This window comes from Acinetobacter sp. XH1741, assembly GCF_041021895.1.
GTDB lineage: Bacteria > Pseudomonadota > Gammaproteobacteria > Pseudomonadales > Moraxellaceae > Acinetobacter.
This window is the reverse complement of sequence record NZ_CP157428.1, coordinates 3,456,052-3,471,634: the sequence shown is the minus strand read 5'-3', so window position 1 is coordinate 3,471,634 and position 15,583 is coordinate 3,456,052. Positions and strand designations below refer to the sequence as shown.

The window sequence follows — 15,583 nt, the reverse complement described above, 5'->3', positions numbered from 1 at the left end:
GACTATGTTTGACCAGATTGTTAAGCTCTCGATTAAGAATCGTTGGCTTGTACTTATCGTATTTTTATTTGTTGGTGCATTAGGGGTTTATAACTATTTCAAGTTACCGATTGATGCAGTCCCTGATATTACGAATGTACAAGTCCAGATTAATAGTGAAGCTCAAGGACTCTCTCCAATGGAGATGGAGTCTCAAGTGACCTATCCCATTGAAACTGCTTTGGCAGGTATTCCAAATTTAGACTATACACGCTCCGTATCTCGATATGGTCTATCTCAAGTAACGGCAATTTTCAAAGAAGGGACGGATATTTATTTTGCCCGACAATTAGTCAATGAGAAGCTACAAGGAGTGACACCAAATCTTCCCGTTGGAATTGCAACTTCTATGGGGCCTGTTTCTACAGGACTTGGCGAAATCTTCATGTATACCGTTGAAAATGCCAAGAACAATCCTAATCCACTTTCACCAACGGAATTACGCACCTTACAAGACTGGGTGATTAAACCTCAGCTTCGAAATGTAGAGGGTGTTAATGAAATCAATACCATTGGTGGTTATCTCAAACAATTTGTAGTTCAACCTGATTATGCTTATTTACGTAGCATAGGGCTGGATCAGAAGACAATTTTAGAGGCTATCTCTAAGAACAGCATGAATAAAGGCTCGGGGTATATTGAGAAAAATGGTGAACAGTATTTAATTCGTTCTGATTCTCAAATTAACTCGATTGAGCAAGTCCAGAATATCCCGATTACGACGAGCAATGGTTATATCCTCAGATTGAAAGATGTTGCCAAAATATCTATTGGTCACGAATTACGTACAGGTGCTGCAACTAAAGATGGGCAAGAAATTGTACTGGGTACAGCATTCATGCTTATTGGTGAGAACTCACGAAATGTTGCTCACGCTGTTGATCAAAAGCTACAACAGGTTCAAAAATCATTACCAGAAGGTGTGGAAGCAAAAGCTGTCTATAACCGTACAACTTTGGTTGATGCAACGATACAGACGGTGAAAAAGAATCTTTTAGAAGGTGCGATTCTGGTAATCGTTGTTCTGTTTGTATTTCTTGGTCACTTCCGTGCTGCGCTGATTACCGCTTTGGTCATTCCTTTATCCATGCTGATGACAATCACAGGTATGGTGAACCAGAAAATTAGTGCAAACCTTATGAGTCTTGGGGCACTAGATTTCGGGATTATTGTAGATGGTGCTGTTGTAATTGTTGAGGCCTCCTTAGCAAAGTTGGCAATTAAACAAAAAGAGCTTGGGCGAGTTTTAACAAGGCAAGAACGCTTTACGACTGTGTTTGAGGCGACTAAAGAATCCCGCAAAGCGATTCTCTATGGTCAATTGATCATTATCTTGGTGTATCTACCTGTAATGACTCTGACTGGTGTTGAAGGAAAGATGTTTACACCAATGGCTGCAACAGTGGTTATGGCTTTAGTGGCAGCAATGATTCTTTCAATTACGTTTGTCCCTGCAATGGTGGCATTGGTCACTACTGGTGAAATTAAAGAAGAAGAGTCAAAAATCGTCCATGGCATCAAAAGATTTTATAACCCAATTCTAGATTGGTCTTTAAATCACAGATATTTGCTAATCGCTTTTGTCTCTATTTTCTTTGTTTTTAGTGCAAGTCTTTCGACTCGTTTAGGCTCAGAGTTTATACCTTCCTTGGATGAGGGAGATGTAGCACTACATGCCTTGCGTATCCCTGGTACGTCGTTGACTCAAGCAATTGAAATGCAATACACGTTAGAAAAAGAGATTAAGAAAATTCCAGAAGTTCAGACTATTTTTGCCAAAGTGGGGACTGCTGAAATTGCGACTGATCCTGTTCCACCTAACGTAGCAGATAACTTTGTCATGCTGAAACCTCGTAGTCAGTGGCCTAATCCTGATAAGGAAAAGTCTGCGGTTGTTGCTGAAATTGAACGCGTATCTAAAGGCGTATATGGAAACAATTATGAGTTTACACAGCCGATTCAAATGCGTTTTAACGAACTTATTTCAGGTGTCCGAACAGATGTTGCCGTAAAAATTTATGGTGATGATTTAGAGCAGTTGCTTGAATCAGCAAACGCTGCCGCTAAGATTTTAGAGGGAGTCAAAGGTACTGCTGATCTTAAAGTCGAACAGATGTCTGGTTTACCCATGGTTTCTGTTGAGCTGAAAAAAGACATGATTGCCAACTATGGGCTTGATGCAGAGGATGTACAAAAACAGGTTTCTAGCCTAATCACAGGTGAGACAGTAGGTAAGGTGTTTGAAGGAGATCGAAAGTTCGACATTGTGGTACGTATGGATCAAAACTCGGTAACAGATCTAGAAAAGCTGTATCAGATTCCTGTGAGCTTAGCTGATGGTTCGAGTGTTCTTTTATCAGAATTGATCGAGTTAAAAAACGTTCAAGGACCAAACCAGATTTCTCGCGAAAATGGTAAACGGCGTATCGTCATTACAGCAAATGTTCGTGGAACTGATATTGGTAGTTACATTTCAGAAGCACAATCTAAGCTGAATGCTGATTTTAAATTACCAGATGGTTATTGGCTGACTTGGGGCGGTACGTTTGAGCAAATGGAATCTGCTTCAAATCGTCTTATGGTTGTAGTACCGATTGCTTTAATTCTGATCTTTGCCATGATCTATATGGCTTTAGGTAATGTTAGAAACAGTATCTTGGTATTCACAGGTGTGCCATTTGCACTAACAGGTGGTGTGATTGCTTTAGCACTACGTGATATTCCATTCTCAATTTCTGCGGCTGTGGGTTTCATTGCCTTATCGGGTGTTGCTGTGCTGAATGGTTTGGTTCTTGTTTCAGCCATTCAGCGACTTAGAGTTCAAGGTGAAAGTGTCATTGATGCAGTGAAACATGGTGCAATGGAAAGACTCCGTCCCGTGTTGATTACAGCTTTAGTCGCTTCATTAGGTTTTATTCCGATGGCCTTAAACGTAGGCATTGGCTCTGAAGTTCAGCGCCCAATTGCAACTGTTGTTATTGGTGGGATTATTTCATCAACCTTACTGACTTTGATTATTTTGCCAACCTTATATGTGTGGTTTAACCAAGGTAGGTCAAGAAAATCAAACGAAGCTGCTAAACAGGTTGTTTAGGGGCATCTTTAATGACAAATATATTGCGAGATAAACAAAACAAATTTGTGATGATGTTGCTAGTCTGCATGATCAGTCTCGCTTTATGTTTGCACTTTAAAGAGCATGTAACTGAAAATGAATTTCAGAGACACGTTTCAATTGATGCAATTAACTCTCACCATCATGAGATAAGCCAACAACATTCACATAGTCACCAAGATAATTACTATGAACATTTTGTTGGCTATGACGTACTTAAATCGGCCGCTTTAGCTCATCTCTTAAAAGGGATTTCGATTTTAGATTGGTCAAAAGAATATGTTTATCTGATGGTGAGTCGTATTTTTAAACCGCCCAAAAAGTTAATGGATTTTCAATTCATTTTAAATTTTGGAGTTTGATATACATGCAAATTATTGCTTCACACATTGTGAAATTAAGTGCTTACATAAAGCTATTACTTGCTTTATTCATTACATTGGTAAGCCCTACACTTTTTGCTCATGGAGTAGCGGAAGGTGATAAGGGCTATATTCAAGAAATTTATGGCATTCATGTGATTCCATTCATCTATTTGGGTGCGAAGCATATGGTCACTGGATATGACCATTTACTATTTCTTGTTGGCATTATCTTCTTCTTATACCGAATGAAAGATATCGGCTTGTACGTCAGCCTATTTGCACTTGGGCATTCGATTACGATGCTGGTGGGTGTTTATTACAATATCTCGATAAACGCCTACATCATTGATGCAATCATTGGTTTTTCGATTGTTTATAAGGCTCTAGATAACTTGGGGGCTTATCAGCGTTGGTTTGGTTTTCAACCAAACACGAAAATCGCGACTTTAATTTTTGGTCTGATTCATGGTTTTGGACTCGCAGTAAAAATTCAGGAATATGAAGTTCCGAGTGATGGACTGTTGGCAAATTTAATCTCATTCAATATTGGGGTTGAATTAGGCCAGTTTATGGCTCTGTGCATCATCTTGTTATTAATGACGTTTTGGAGAAAGACACCTTATTTCTTTAAAACAGCTTATCAAAGCAATGTCTTCCTCATGTTCCTCGGTTTTTTACTTGTTGGCTATCAACTTACTGGCTTCATTACTCAATAAGGATCTAAATTATGTATAACGCTGAAATTCCAAAAGATATCGAATTACCTTCATCAAAAAAGTTAATTAAATCAACAGCAATTGCTGCCGTAAGTGCCGTTATTGTGCTAGTTACCTGTGTCATGCCTGCGGAGTATGCAATTGATCCGACAGGTATGGGTAAAGTGCTTGGTTTAACGAAAATGGGAGAAATCAAACAATCACTAACTGAAGAGTCAGAAAATGGTATCAATGCTGCACAGGCAGTGAATAGTGTTGAACAAATATCAGTAGAAACTTCGACTCAAACGGCAACTGATAATGCTCAAATGATTATGCCTGCTATTAATAAAGAGAGCATTAGTATTGAGCTTAAACCGGGCCAAGCAACCGAAGTGAAACTGACGATGCCACAAAGTGCAAGTGTCAACTTTGACTGGAAAGCTGTTGGAGGTGGTCTTAATTATGATACCCATGGTGATCCAGTGAACGCTCCTAAAGGGTTCTATCATGGCTATGGAAAAGGAAAGAATGAAACAACTCAGCAGGGTGTCTTAAAGGCAGCTTTTGATGGCAAGCATGGTTGGTTCTGGCGTAACCGTACGGAAAATCCAGTGACTGTAACTCTACTTGTAGAAGGGCAGTTTAGTGAAATGAAGAAAGTCTTTTAAGTTTTGATCAATCTCCTTGGAATAATATTCCAAGGAGATTCAATTGCTAAAGAAGTCAGGTTCTAAAAGGAATCCATAAGATGCTAGAAGTACTAAAAAACACAACATATCGGCATTTGTTTTTGGCCCAAGTAATAGCGCTAATCGGAACGGGGTTAATCACAATCGCCCTAGCTTTACAGGCGTACGATATTGCAAAGGGGGAAGCAGCCCAAGTTCTTGGTATTGCATTGGCAATTAAGATGATTGCTTATATCGGTGTAGCGCCTATAGCATCTGCATTTGCTGAGCGATTACCAAGAAAAAAAGTATTGGTTGGGCTAGATGTTATTCGAGCATTAACAGCATTGTGTCTACCGTTTGTGACACAAATTTGGCAAATTTATATTCTCATTTTTATTTTGCAATCTGCTTCTGCTGCATTTACACCAACATTTCAGGCAATGATTCCAGATGTTTTACCTGAAGAAAAAGACTATACCAATGCGCTATCATTATCACGATTGGCCTATGATTTAGAAAATATTATTAGTCCGATGCTCGCGGCATTTTTATTAACTTTGATGAGTTATCACAACTTATTTTTGGGAACGGTATTAGGTTTTATCGGTTCTGCTTTGTTTGTGGTAAGTGCGAAATTACCAGTTGCCAAAGTACCTGCGTTTAGAGGTGTTTATAGCCGTATTAAGCAGGGAGCTAAAATTTATTTTAATACGCCTAGACTTAAAGCATTGCTTGCTCTCAATTTAGCAATTGCGTCAGCAAGCGCTGTAGTGATTGTAAATACCGTGGTATTGGTTCAATCGACATTTAAGCTAACTGAAAATGCGACTACTTGGGCTTTTGGTTTATTTGGATTTGGTTCAATGCTTTCGGCTTTCATTTTGCCTAAGATATTGGATAAGTTCCCAGATCGATCAGTGATGTTGACGGGAACAACAATTCTTGTAATTGGGCTGTTAAGTGGTTATTTCATTACATCTTATAATGGTTTGCTTGTACTTTGGTTTGTGCTTGGTATTGGATATTCTGTTTCACAAACACCTACAGGCCGTTTGATTCGAAAATCTGCATCGAGTGAGAGTAGGACCTCTCTATTCGCAGCGCAATTTGCGTTTTCACATGCTTGCTGGTTAGTGACTTATCCCTTGGTTGGATGGCTCACTACTAACATAGGAACATTACAAACTTTTATACCGATGGCAGTGATTGCAACGATTTCTTTATTACTTGCAATGCGTTTGTGGCCATCACAGGATGAGGCTCTTTTACCCCACAGTCATGATGATTTACCTCCAGATCATGAGCATTTGCAGCAGCATCGAATCAATGGAGTACACGTCCATGAATATATTATTGATGACTATCATGAAAAGTGGCCTAAATAACTCTTTTTCGACTAATGACTTAGAAAGATTCCGTTTGTTTGTTGTACAATTATAAGCTTATTTTATTGTTCAATAAAAAAAGGGGAACAACATGAAAAAACTAATCTTGGTATGTTTAATGGGGCTTGCGGTAACAAATGCTTTTGCTCATTCAGGTGGTACTGATTCTTCAGGCTGCCACACGAATAGCAAGACAGGGGATCGTCACTGCCATTAATAATAAAAATGAGTAGAACATTTTGTTCTACTCATTTTGAATAACGATCTAATAATAATAAGTACTGTTTCATTTCTTCTTCATCAAAATTTTGATCCCCTTTCAATACATGTTCTCTTAAATGTTGTTCAAGAAGTTGCTGCATTAACCCATTAACAGCACCTTTAATTGCTGCAACTTGTTGTAATACTTCAAGACAAGAGCTTTCAGGTGTTAATAATGACTTTTCAACAGAAGTAACCTGTCCTTGAATCCGCTTGATGCGATTAAGTATTTTTTTATCTTGATGCAAATGAGACATGATTTTTCCTAAAAAAAATATATACTGGGGGGAGTATCTTGGAAAGATAAAATTTATGCAACTTCATAGTAACTTAGATCGTCGTCATTCTCATCAATTCGATGAAGGAAATCCTTTAGCACAAAAGAAAATACTGATTGCGACAATTCTTACAGCAATCATGATGGTACTAGAGATATTGGGGGGATGGATTTTTAATTCGATGGCCTTACTCGCAGATGGCTGGCATATGAGTTCACATATGGTTGCTCTCGGCTTAGCTTATTTCGCATATCGAATGGCCCGACATTATGCTCATGATCAGCGATTTAGTTTTGGTACTTGGAAAATTGAGATTCTAGCAGGGTACAGTAGTGCTATTTTACTTATGGTTGTAGCACTTTTAATGGGTATTCAATCTATCGATCGATTAATGAATCCCGTGAATATTCATTACAATGAGGCAATACCAATTGCAATTGTTGGTTTATTGGTAAACTTGGTTTGTGCATGGTTATTACATGACGGAGGCCACCACCATCACCACGAGCATGATCATCACCATGAACACGACCACCACCACGATCATCATGACTTAAATCAAAAGGCGGCGTTTCTGCATGTAGTAGCTGATGCGGTTACTTCTGTATTGGCAATTGTTGCATTGTTTGCGGGGAAATATTTTGGTTGGAGTTTCTTAGATGCACTATTAGGTGTAGTTGGAGCTATTCTTGTCGCTAAATGGTCATGGGGATTATTAAATGAGACAGGAAAGACACTACTCGATGCAGAAATGTCTCACCCTGTGGTTGATGAAATCAAAGAGGTTATAGAGGAATTTCCTCAAGTTAATATTACTGATTTACATGTTTGGAAAGTTGGTAGAGGCAAGTTTTCTTGCATCTTGGCTTTAGAGAGTACAGGTGTAGATTTAACACCAGATGTAGTGAAACAGGCACTCTCTATCCATGAAGAAATTGTGCATGCAAGTGTTGAAATACATTTTATTTGAATTATTGAATGGTTAGAGGTGGATCAGGAAATTTGAACAACACTTATAAGTGATATTTTGCTCCCCAAATGATGTTATAAACATCAATATATGGAGTATTTTATGGCACGTAGACCAAGAAGAAATCATTCAAATGATTTTAAAGCTAAGGTAGCACTTGCTGCGATTAAAGCAGAAAAAACACTTGCTGAATTGAGTGCTGAATTTGATGTTCATCAAAACCAAATTATCGACTGGAAAAATCAACTGATTTCAGCTTCCTCGCAAGCTTTCGATCAATCAAAAGCTCCAACAGAACCACCCATCGATCTAAAAAAACTACATGCAAAAATCGGTGAGCAGGCATTAGAAATTGATTTTTTAGAAGGTGTGTTGAAGAAACTGGGCCGCTTCAACCACAAAAGTTAATCGATGACTCACTTCAGATTTCAGTATCTAAGCAAGCTCAGCTGCTGAAAGTCTCCCGTGGTTGTTATTACTATCGCCCAAAACCTGTGAGTGCATCAGATCTGAAGCTGATGCGGTGTATGGATGAGTTACATATGCAATACCCTTTTGCAGGTAGCCGTATGATGCGTGATTTGTTGAATCGTCAAGGACATCATATAGGACGACGTCATACACGTACTTTAATGAAGAAAATGGGCATTAATGCGTTATATTGCAAACCAAATTTAAGCCAGGCTAATCAAGCTCACCGCAAATATCCATATCTGCTCAAAGGATTGGCTATTCAGCGCAGTAATCAAGTGTGGTCTACGGATATAACGTATATCCCTATGGCAAAAGGCTTTGTTTATTTATGTGCTGTGATTGATTGGCATAGCCGCAAGGTACTTGCGCATAGAGTATCGATTAGTATGGAGGTTACATTTTGCATAGAAACATTAAATGAAGCTATTGAAAAATATGGTCGACCTGAAATATTTAATACAGACCAAGGCAGTCAGTTTACCAGTGATGCATTTATTGATGTATTGAAATCAAATGACATCCAAATCAGCATGGATGGTAAAGGTCGATGGGTTGATAATGTGATGGTTGAACGATTATGGCGGAGCGTTAAATATGAAGAGGTGTATCTCAAAGCCTACAGCAATGTTTTGGATGCGAAGAAGCAATTAAACGCATATTTTGAATTTTATAATTTGAAACGACCTCATTCGAGTCTGGACAAAATGACTCCAGATGAGTTTTACTATGACCAGCTACCACAACAAAATAAGGTAGCTTAACTAGAGCAGAGTATCACTTATAAATAAGCTTTTAGTTGTTCAAACATGTGGGACCACCTCTTATTTAAAAAAAGGAAAGAAGATGAAAATTAAGTTTTTAACAGTTTCATTGATGCTTATTCTGCCATTTTCTGTTTTTGCAGCAAATACTGTAGTAGAAAAAGCGGTCATTGAATCAAATAATACATATAAGGCGAAGTATAACTTAGAGGATATGACTGAGTTTAATCAGGCTCAAAAGGGCTTTATTGCCAAGCCAACAGGTCAAATTAAAAGTGAGAAAGGCAATGTTATCTGGGATTTTGATGCATTTAGTTTTTTACAAGATCAAGCACCAAATACCGTTAATCCCACTCTATGGCGACAAGCAAAATTAAACAACAATGTTGGGCTATTTAAAGTAACAGATCGAGTTTGGCAAATTCGTGGTTTTGATTTGGCAAATATGACCATCATTCAGGGTGATACTGGCTGGATTATTGTGGATACATTAACCTCTAAAGAAACGGCTGAAGCAGCACTTAAATTTGCTAGACAGCATTTAGGTGAGCAAAAAATTTCAGCCATTATCTTTACCCATAGCCATATCGATCATTTTGGTGGTGCATTAGGCGTTCTTTCTAGCGAAGAAATTAACGCTAGAAAAACTCCAATTATTGCGCCAAAAGGCTTTATGGAAGAAGCGACCAGTGAAAATGTGATGGCAGGTTCAGCCATGATACGTCGTGCGACTTATATGTATGGAACTTTTCTACCTAAAAATGCGGAAGGATTGGTGGATACAGGTTTAGGTAAGGCTGTTGCTGTGGGAAAAATGGGCATCCTTGAGCCTACACAACTGATCACTCAACCAGAACAGAAAATGACGGTTGATGGCTTGGATTTTGTGTTTTATAACGTGCCGGGTTCAGAAGCACCAGCAGAATTAACGTTCTCTATCCCATCATTGAAACTTTATAACGGCGCAGAAATTCTATCTCATACCATGCATAATCTTTATACCCTTCGGGGTGCTAAAGTCCGTGATGCCTTAAAATGGGTGGGCTATCTAGACCAAGCAATGCAGCATGCCAAAGCATCCGATGTATTGATTGCACAGCATCATTGGCCTGTCTGGGGCAATGACAATATTCAAGATTTTATTAAAACCCAGCGAGATGTTTATAAGTTCACGCATGATCAGACGGTGAGATATATGAACTCTGGTTTTAATGGCGCTGAAATTGCCGAAAAAATTAAGCTTCCAGCGGCACTTGATCAAAAACTATATGCTCATGGCTATTATGGAACCCTAAAACATAATGTAAAAGCAGTATACCAATATTATATGGGATGGTTCGATGCCCATCCTTCCAATTTAGATCCATTACCCCCTAAAGCTGTTGCAAAAAAATATATTGAGTTAGCAGGTGGGGAGAACAATGCATTGAAAAATGCGCGGGATGCCTACGCTCAAGCTGACTATAGATGGGCTGCCGAGATTTTAAAACATATTGTGTTGAATAACCCTCAAAACCAACAAGCAAAAGACTTATTGGCGAATACTTATCGTCAATTGGGCTATGCTGCTGAGGCTTCAACTTGGCGTAATTTCTTTTTGGTGGGCGCTCAAGAGCTACAAAATAATGTACCCCTACAAAATACTTCTGATCCGAGTGATTTATTGATTCATACACCAACTGAAAGATTTCTTGAAGCTATGGCGACAAATTTAGATGTGGAAAATTTAAAAAATGAAAACCAGTGTATCAATCTGGTTTTGTCGGATACCAAAGAGCATTTTTCATTATGGGTTGAAAACTCAGTCATGCAGTTTAAGCGTTATGATGAAAGTAAAGATTTGGCATTGGATTGCCCTACATTAACCTTAACCAAGCCCTTATATCTAAAAATGATTACAGGTCAAATAGAAGGGGTAAAAGTCCTGCTTTCTAAAGACAGTAAAGTCAAAGGTAATCCACTGAAAATTGGAAAATTCTTTGCAATGTTTAAACGTCCAGATTCAATTTTCCCGATTGTGACTCGACCAAATGGCTAAGCTCAAATAAGTAAAGTCGAAACTTAAATTAATAGATCCAAAGAAATGGGTGAAATTATCAACTTGGTTCTCCCAATCTTATAACAGGAATACAAGAAATTATTTCTTGTATTCCTCTTTAAAATTAAAAGTAAGCTATATGTATTTTAACTCTATTGATACTTTATTAAATGGTTTTTGAATTTTTATACTTTATTTTCGATGGAGATATTTTTATTAGTAGCTTGTTTAAAAAAGATTTGTTTATTTTTCTATTAATTGCTTCTAAATAATAACTTCAATATTTTTGTGGTTAAAAGGCAAGGGGGTATTATGATGTGTTTTTTATTGAAAATAAGCTTTTATATTAGGTTAACTTGATTGCACTATTTGATGATTATATTGAGTAAATATATAGGTCATGATGATCATATCAATATCCGATAGTTTAAGAGCTCAATATTTGTTTTGCCAAGCTTATATTTTAGAGGTGGATCAGGAAATTTGAACAACACTTATAAGTGATATTTTGCTCCCCAAATGATGTTATAAACATCAATATATGGAGTATTTTATGGCACGTAGACCAAGAAGAAATCATTCAAATGATTTTAAAGCTAAGGTAGCACTTGCTGCGATTAAAGCAGAAAAAACACTTGCTGAATTGAGTGCTGAATTTGATGTTCATCAAAACCAAATTATCGACTGGAAAAATCAACTGATTTCAGCTTCCTCGCAAGCTTTCGATCAATCAAAAGCTCCAACAGAACCACCCATCGATCTAAAAAAACTACATGCAAAAATCGGTGAGCAGGCATTAGAAATTGATTTTTTAGAAGGTGTGTTGAAGAAACTGGGCCGCTTCAACCACAAAAGTTAATCGATGACTCACTTCAGATTTCAGTATCTAAGCAAGCTCAGCTGCTGAAAGTCTCCCGTGGTTGTTATTACTATCGCCCAAAACCTGTGAGTGCATCAGATCTGAAGCTGATGCGGTGTATGGATGAGTTACATATGCAATACCCTTTTGCAGGTAGCCGTATGATGCGTGATTTGTTGAATCGTCAAGGACATCATATAGGACGACGTCATACACGTACTTTAATGAAGAAAATGGGCATTAATGCGTTATATTGCAAACCAAATTTAAGCCAGGCTAATCAAGCTCACCGCAAATATCCATATCTGCTCAAAGGATTGGCTATTCAGCGCAGTAATCAAGTGTGGTCTACGGATATAACGTATATCCCTATGGCAAAAGGCTTTGTTTATTTATGTGCTGTGATTGATTGGCATAGCCGCAAGGTACTTGCGCATAGAGTATCGATTAGTATGGAGGTTACATTTTGCATAGAAACATTAAATGAAGCTATTGAAAAATATGGTCGACCTGAAATATTTAATACAGACCAAGGCAGTCAGTTTACCAGTGATGCATTTATTGATGTATTGAAATCAAATGGCATTCAAATCAGTATGGATGGTAAAGGTCGATGGGTTGATAATGTGATGGTTGAACGATTATGGCGGAGCGTTAAATATGAAGAGGTGTATCTCAAAGCCTACAGCAATGTTTTGGATGCGAAGAAGCAATTAAACGCATATTTTGAATTTTATAATTTGAAACGACCTCATTCGAGTCTGGACAAAATGACTCCAGATGAGTTTTACTATGACCAGCTACCACAACAAAATAAGGTAGCTTAACTAGAGCAGAGTATCACTTATAAATAAGCTTTTAGTTGTTCAAACATGTGGGACCACCTCTGTTTTAGTTGGACAAATAAGTCCAACTAAAACATTTTTATATAGTTATAAGTGATTAGCCGCTTATCCCGAAAAAGTGAAGAATAATTCCTATAGCGCAGCAACCAGCTAAAGTAGTCATCATTCCAAGTTTGAAACGGAATAAAGCAAGCATAGCTATGATTGATAACATTAGTGACCATGGGTTAATGCTGGATAAAACTGGAACTTGTAAAACCATTCCATATTTATGAATTACATTAACTTCAGCAAATAATGTATGTAATGCAAACCACACTGATAGATTAAGGATCACTCCAACAACAGCTGCTGTAATTGTCGAAAGTATGGCATTTAAAGCCTTATTATTTCTTAATGCTTCAATATATGGAGCACCAATAAAAATGAATAGAAAAGAGGGTACAAATGTTACCCATTTCGCTAATATACCTCCAAGAGTACCAGCCAAGGCAGGATTCAATGATCCTGGGTCTCGATACGCTGCCATAAAGCCTACAAACTGAACTACACTAATCAGGGGGCCAGGGGTGGTTTCAGCCATACCAAGTCCGATCAGCATTTCACTAGGTTTAAGCCAATGGAAGTTTTCGACGGCTTGCTGTGCAACATAAGATAAAATTGCATAAGCACCACCAAACGTAAGTACGGACATTTTGCTGAAGAATAGAGCGATATGCGTATAAACATTATCTTTGCCCATTAAAGTAATAAAAGCTATAAGTGGGCCGAGCCATAAGACCAAACCAATGAGAGTAATTTTTAGAGCTCTTGTATGGGAAGGTTGTACATGCTCTGGGATCTGCTTAGCAAAAGCAGCATCAATAGCTGCTAATGAAGCATTAGAGCTATTAGCGTCAGAATGAGATGAGGAGGCGTTAAATGCTTTACTTCCACTTTTATTTCCGATGTAACCGATAAGCGCAGCAACTAAAATAATAAATGGAAAAGGCAAAGCAAAGATAAAGATGCCGATAAATGACAAGATAGCGACAATGACCATCACCTTGTTTTTTAAGGCTCGACGACCTACACGCATGACAGCTTCAAGAACTACTGCAAGTACGGCTGCTTTTAATCCAAAGAATAATGCTTGAACAATACTAATCTGACCATAACTTGCATAAATCCAGCTTAGTATTCCTAATGCAAGTAGACCCGGTAAAATAAAGAGAGTACCCGCAACGAGTCCGCCACGTGTTCGGTGTAATAACCAACCTATGTATACAGCCAACTTATGTGCTTCAGGACCAGGAACAAGTGTACAGTAATTTAAGGCATGTAAAAAACGCGTTTCACTAATCCATTGTTTCTCTTCAACTAAAATTTTATGCATTACTGCGATTTGCCCCGCAGGTCCACCAAAGCTAAGCGCAGCTACTTTAAGCCATACCCAAAAAGCTTCACGAAATGAAACACCATGAAGTTCATGTGGGGGAATGCTTTCAGCTAAAGCAGTGGAATCTTCATTTGTATTCATTGCTATTTCACCTAAATTTTTGAAATTTAAAAAGTATTTGATGCGTTTAATCATTCAGTACAGAGCTATTTTTATTAAAGCTAGACAATAGGCCATTAAAGATTGCATTTGATGCGACTAATAATTGGTCATCATCTGTAATGTTTTCATGTATTCCTGCAAAGACGGTTTCTATGCCTGAAGCTTCGGGTGGCTCAATCCCGCCAATATCAAGATAGTGGACAATCTCTGCAATTTTTTTCAAAGCAGGTGTTTCTAAATTAAAACTATGTAAAAGAACTTCGAAGGTAACCCAGTGATTGATATGACTGAAAGCTGCACCATCAAAATCGAATCCTAAAGCTTCTTCTGGACATTCACTTGGTGTTTCTAACCAAATAAATGTAGGAGTTGAATCAATAAAAGTCTTGATTAGCCATGCAGAGGCTAGACGATCAATCCAAGGTCTCTTACGAGTTGCCCATATTTTGTTTTGATAACTATTTTTATCTAGAAGTTGAATATGTGCTTGTATTGCTTGAGGCTCATTCACTTCACCAAGTCGAGCTATTGAAAGCTCTAAAGCAGAAAGTTCATTTAGTACCTGTGCTTGAGTCTCATCGGGGTAATAGTCAATTTCTACGAGTGCATCGATACTTTTTCTTAATTTACGGATTTGCTTGAGCAGCTCTTTCTTTTCATCTTTAGATTGACGATCTCTTAACTCAGAGAGTTGTTTATAGAGGACATCGTATTCTTCTTTTCGACTGAAGAAAGGAGCTAATTCAAGGTTTAAAGGCTGCTCCGCATGGAATACATACGCAGAGCCTTGCTCTGAAATAACGTCACTTGCAATAGGATCAAATTTCTCGCTATGAGAAATGGGAAGTAAATACACACCATCTCTAAGGATTGCGGCTCCACTTGCTTTAAGAGAACGCCATACTCTCATACGTGTAGATGTGTTCTGTGTAGGCAAAGAGGATATGAGTAAAGATATTTTCATGTTGTATACTCAACTTATTTGTTAAATATATAACATTAATTTGGCTTGGATACAAATATGAAGAATCGATTTCTTATATCAAAAGAAATATTAAAGGGCGGAAATGGCTAAAGAAGAATTTTTTAAGTTTTTGATTTTATATAAATTATTTGGTTTTATTGTTTCAATATACATCAATATTTGTGAATTCAGTATTACTCATCACAAAAAAAATTGTTTTAGTTATAATTAAATTATTGATTGTAAAGTGTCTAAATTGTAGGGTGTTCAAAAGTTGACTGAGAATTAGGTTATTTGTAAATCTCAGTCAAAATTTTAAT

Annotated in this window: 13 protein-coding genes; 10 read left to right on the top strand and 3 right to left on the bottom strand. The window is 37.7% G+C overall.

Annotated elements, in window-relative coordinates:
• Nucleotides 1-4: 4 nt before the first annotated feature.
• The 6 genes from ABLB96_RS16715 (at nucleotide 5) to ABLB96_RS16690 (ending at nucleotide 6,490) form a co-directional block, all read left to right on the top strand.
• Nucleotides 5-3,133 carry an efflux RND transporter permease subunit gene (locus tag ABLB96_RS16715; RefSeq protein ID WP_000460236.1) on the top strand — a complete coding sequence of 1,043 codons (3,129 nt, stop codon included), beginning with the start codon at nucleotides 5-7 and terminating at the stop codon, nucleotides 3,131-3,133.
• 11 nt (nucleotides 3,134-3,144) lie between these two features.
• A complete protein-coding gene (locus ABLB96_RS16710; protein ID WP_000181823.1) occupies nucleotides 3,145-3,516 on the top strand; it encodes a hypothetical protein in 372 nt (123 codons plus the stop codon).
• Between the two features lie 5 nt (nucleotides 3,517-3,521).
• Nucleotides 3,522-4,235: a HupE/UreJ family protein gene (locus tag ABLB96_RS16705; protein WP_001165581.1), complete on the top strand. Its 714-nt coding sequence runs from the start codon at nucleotides 3,522-3,524 to the stop codon at nucleotides 4,233-4,235.
• 11 nt (nucleotides 4,236-4,246) lie between these two features.
• Nucleotides 4,247-4,885, top strand: a complete 639-nt coding sequence (locus tag ABLB96_RS16700; protein WP_000282061.1) for a hypothetical protein — start codon at nucleotides 4,247-4,249, stop codon at nucleotides 4,883-4,885.
• Nucleotides 4,886-4,965: 80 nt separating this feature from the next.
• Nucleotides 4,966-6,273, top strand: coding sequence for an MFS transporter (locus tag ABLB96_RS16695; RefSeq protein ID WP_000895211.1), 1,308 nt, complete (start codon nucleotides 4,966-4,968; stop codon nucleotides 6,271-6,273).
• Between the two features lie 91 nt (nucleotides 6,274-6,364).
• Complete coding sequence (locus tag ABLB96_RS16690; RefSeq protein ID WP_000733641.1) at nucleotides 6,365-6,490, top strand: YHYH domain-containing protein; 126 nt, start codon at nucleotides 6,365-6,367, stop codon at nucleotides 6,488-6,490.
• Nucleotides 6,491-6,521: 31 nt separating this feature from the next.
• On the opposite strand, the gene ABLB96_RS16685 is transcribed toward ABLB96_RS16690, so the two are convergent.
• Nucleotides 6,522-6,791, bottom strand: a complete 270-nt coding sequence (locus ABLB96_RS16685) for a metal/formaldehyde-sensitive transcriptional repressor (RefSeq protein WP_000018740.1) — start codon at nucleotides 6,789-6,791, stop codon at nucleotides 6,522-6,524.
• Nucleotides 6,792-6,846: 55 nt separating this feature from the next.
• On the opposite strand from ABLB96_RS16685, the gene dmeF reads away from it, so the two are divergent.
• The 4 genes from dmeF (at nucleotide 6,847) to ABLB96_RS16665 (ending at nucleotide 12,741) form a co-directional block, all read left to right on the top strand.
• Nucleotides 6,847-7,782, top strand: a complete 936-nt coding sequence (dmeF, locus tag ABLB96_RS16680; protein ID WP_001175951.1) for a CDF family Co(II)/Ni(II) efflux transporter DmeF — start codon at nucleotides 6,847-6,849, stop codon at nucleotides 7,780-7,782.
• 102 nt (nucleotides 7,783-7,884) lie between these two features.
• Nucleotides 7,885-9,017, top strand: a protein-coding gene (locus ABLB96_RS16675; protein WP_225367773.1) for an IS3 family transposase whose coding sequence is annotated in 2 segments (ribosomal slippage) — nucleotides 7,885-8,137 and nucleotides 8,137-9,017 — 1,134 coding nt in all. Because the reading frame shifts where the segments join, the coding sequence is not laid out codon by codon here.
• A gap of 82 nt (nucleotides 9,018-9,099) precedes the next feature.
• Nucleotides 9,100-11,055: an alkyl/aryl-sulfatase gene (locus ABLB96_RS16670; protein WP_000693745.1), complete on the top strand. Its 1,956-nt coding sequence runs from the start codon at nucleotides 9,100-9,102 to the stop codon at nucleotides 11,053-11,055.
• Between the two features lie 553 nt (nucleotides 11,056-11,608).
• Nucleotides 11,609-12,741 (top strand): IS3 family transposase gene (locus ABLB96_RS16665; protein WP_223235881.1). Its coding sequence is split into 2 segments (ribosomal slippage): nucleotides 11,609-11,861 and nucleotides 11,861-12,741, totalling 1,134 coding nucleotides; the frame shifts between segments, so codons are not numbered across the junction.
• Nucleotides 12,742-12,856: 115 nt separating this feature from the next.
• Here ABLB96_RS16665 and chrA read toward each other — a convergent pair.
• Both chrA and ABLB96_RS16655 read right to left on the bottom strand, forming a co-directional pair.
• The gene (gene chrA / locus ABLB96_RS16660; protein WP_002040866.1) at nucleotides 12,857-14,278 is read right to left on the bottom strand and encodes a chromate efflux transporter; all 1,422 of its coding nucleotides are present in this window, start codon (nucleotides 14,276-14,278) and stop codon (nucleotides 12,857-12,859) included.
• A gap of 46 nt (nucleotides 14,279-14,324) precedes the next feature.
• Nucleotides 14,325-15,263: a chromate resistance protein ChrB domain-containing protein gene (locus ABLB96_RS16655; protein WP_002065076.1), complete on the bottom strand. Its 939-nt coding sequence runs from the start codon at nucleotides 15,261-15,263 to the stop codon at nucleotides 14,325-14,327.
• Nucleotides 15,264-15,583 lie beyond the last annotated feature (320 nt).

Bases quoted from the DNA above. Each gene is read 5' to 3' on its own strand.
- ABLB96_RS16715 (WP_000460236.1), top strand. From the start codon at position 5: ATGTTTGACCAGATTGTTAAGCTCTCGATTAAGAATCGTTGGCTTGTA.
- ABLB96_RS16710 (WP_000181823.1), top strand. From the start codon at position 3,145: ATGACAAATATATTGCGAGATAAACAAAACAAATTTGTGATGATGTTG.
- ABLB96_RS16705 (WP_001165581.1), top strand. From the start codon at position 3,522: ATGCAAATTATTGCTTCACACATTGTGAAATTAAGTGCTTACATAAAG.
- ABLB96_RS16700 (WP_000282061.1), top strand. From the start codon at position 4,247: ATGTATAACGCTGAAATTCCAAAAGATATCGAATTACCTTCATCAAAA.
- ABLB96_RS16695 (WP_000895211.1), top strand. From the start codon at position 4,966: ATGCTAGAAGTACTAAAAAACACAACATATCGGCATTTGTTTTTGGCC.
- ABLB96_RS16690 (WP_000733641.1), top strand. From the start codon at position 6,365: ATGAAAAAACTAATCTTGGTATGTTTAATGGGGCTTGCGGTAACAAAT.
- ABLB96_RS16685 (WP_000018740.1), bottom strand. From the start codon at position 6,791: ATGTCTCATTTGCATCAAGATAAAAAAATACTTAATCGCATCAAGCGG.
- dmeF (WP_001175951.1), top strand. From the start codon at position 6,847: ATGCAACTTCATAGTAACTTAGATCGTCGTCATTCTCATCAATTCGAT.
- ABLB96_RS16670 (WP_000693745.1), top strand. From the start codon at position 9,100: ATGAAAATTAAGTTTTTAACAGTTTCATTGATGCTTATTCTGCCATTT.
- chrA (WP_002040866.1), bottom strand. From the start codon at position 14,278: ATGAATACAAATGAAGATTCCACTGCTTTAGCTGAAAGCATTCCCCCA.
- ABLB96_RS16655 (WP_002065076.1), bottom strand. From the start codon at position 15,263: ATGAAAATATCTTTACTCATATCCTCTTTGCCTACACAGAACACATCT.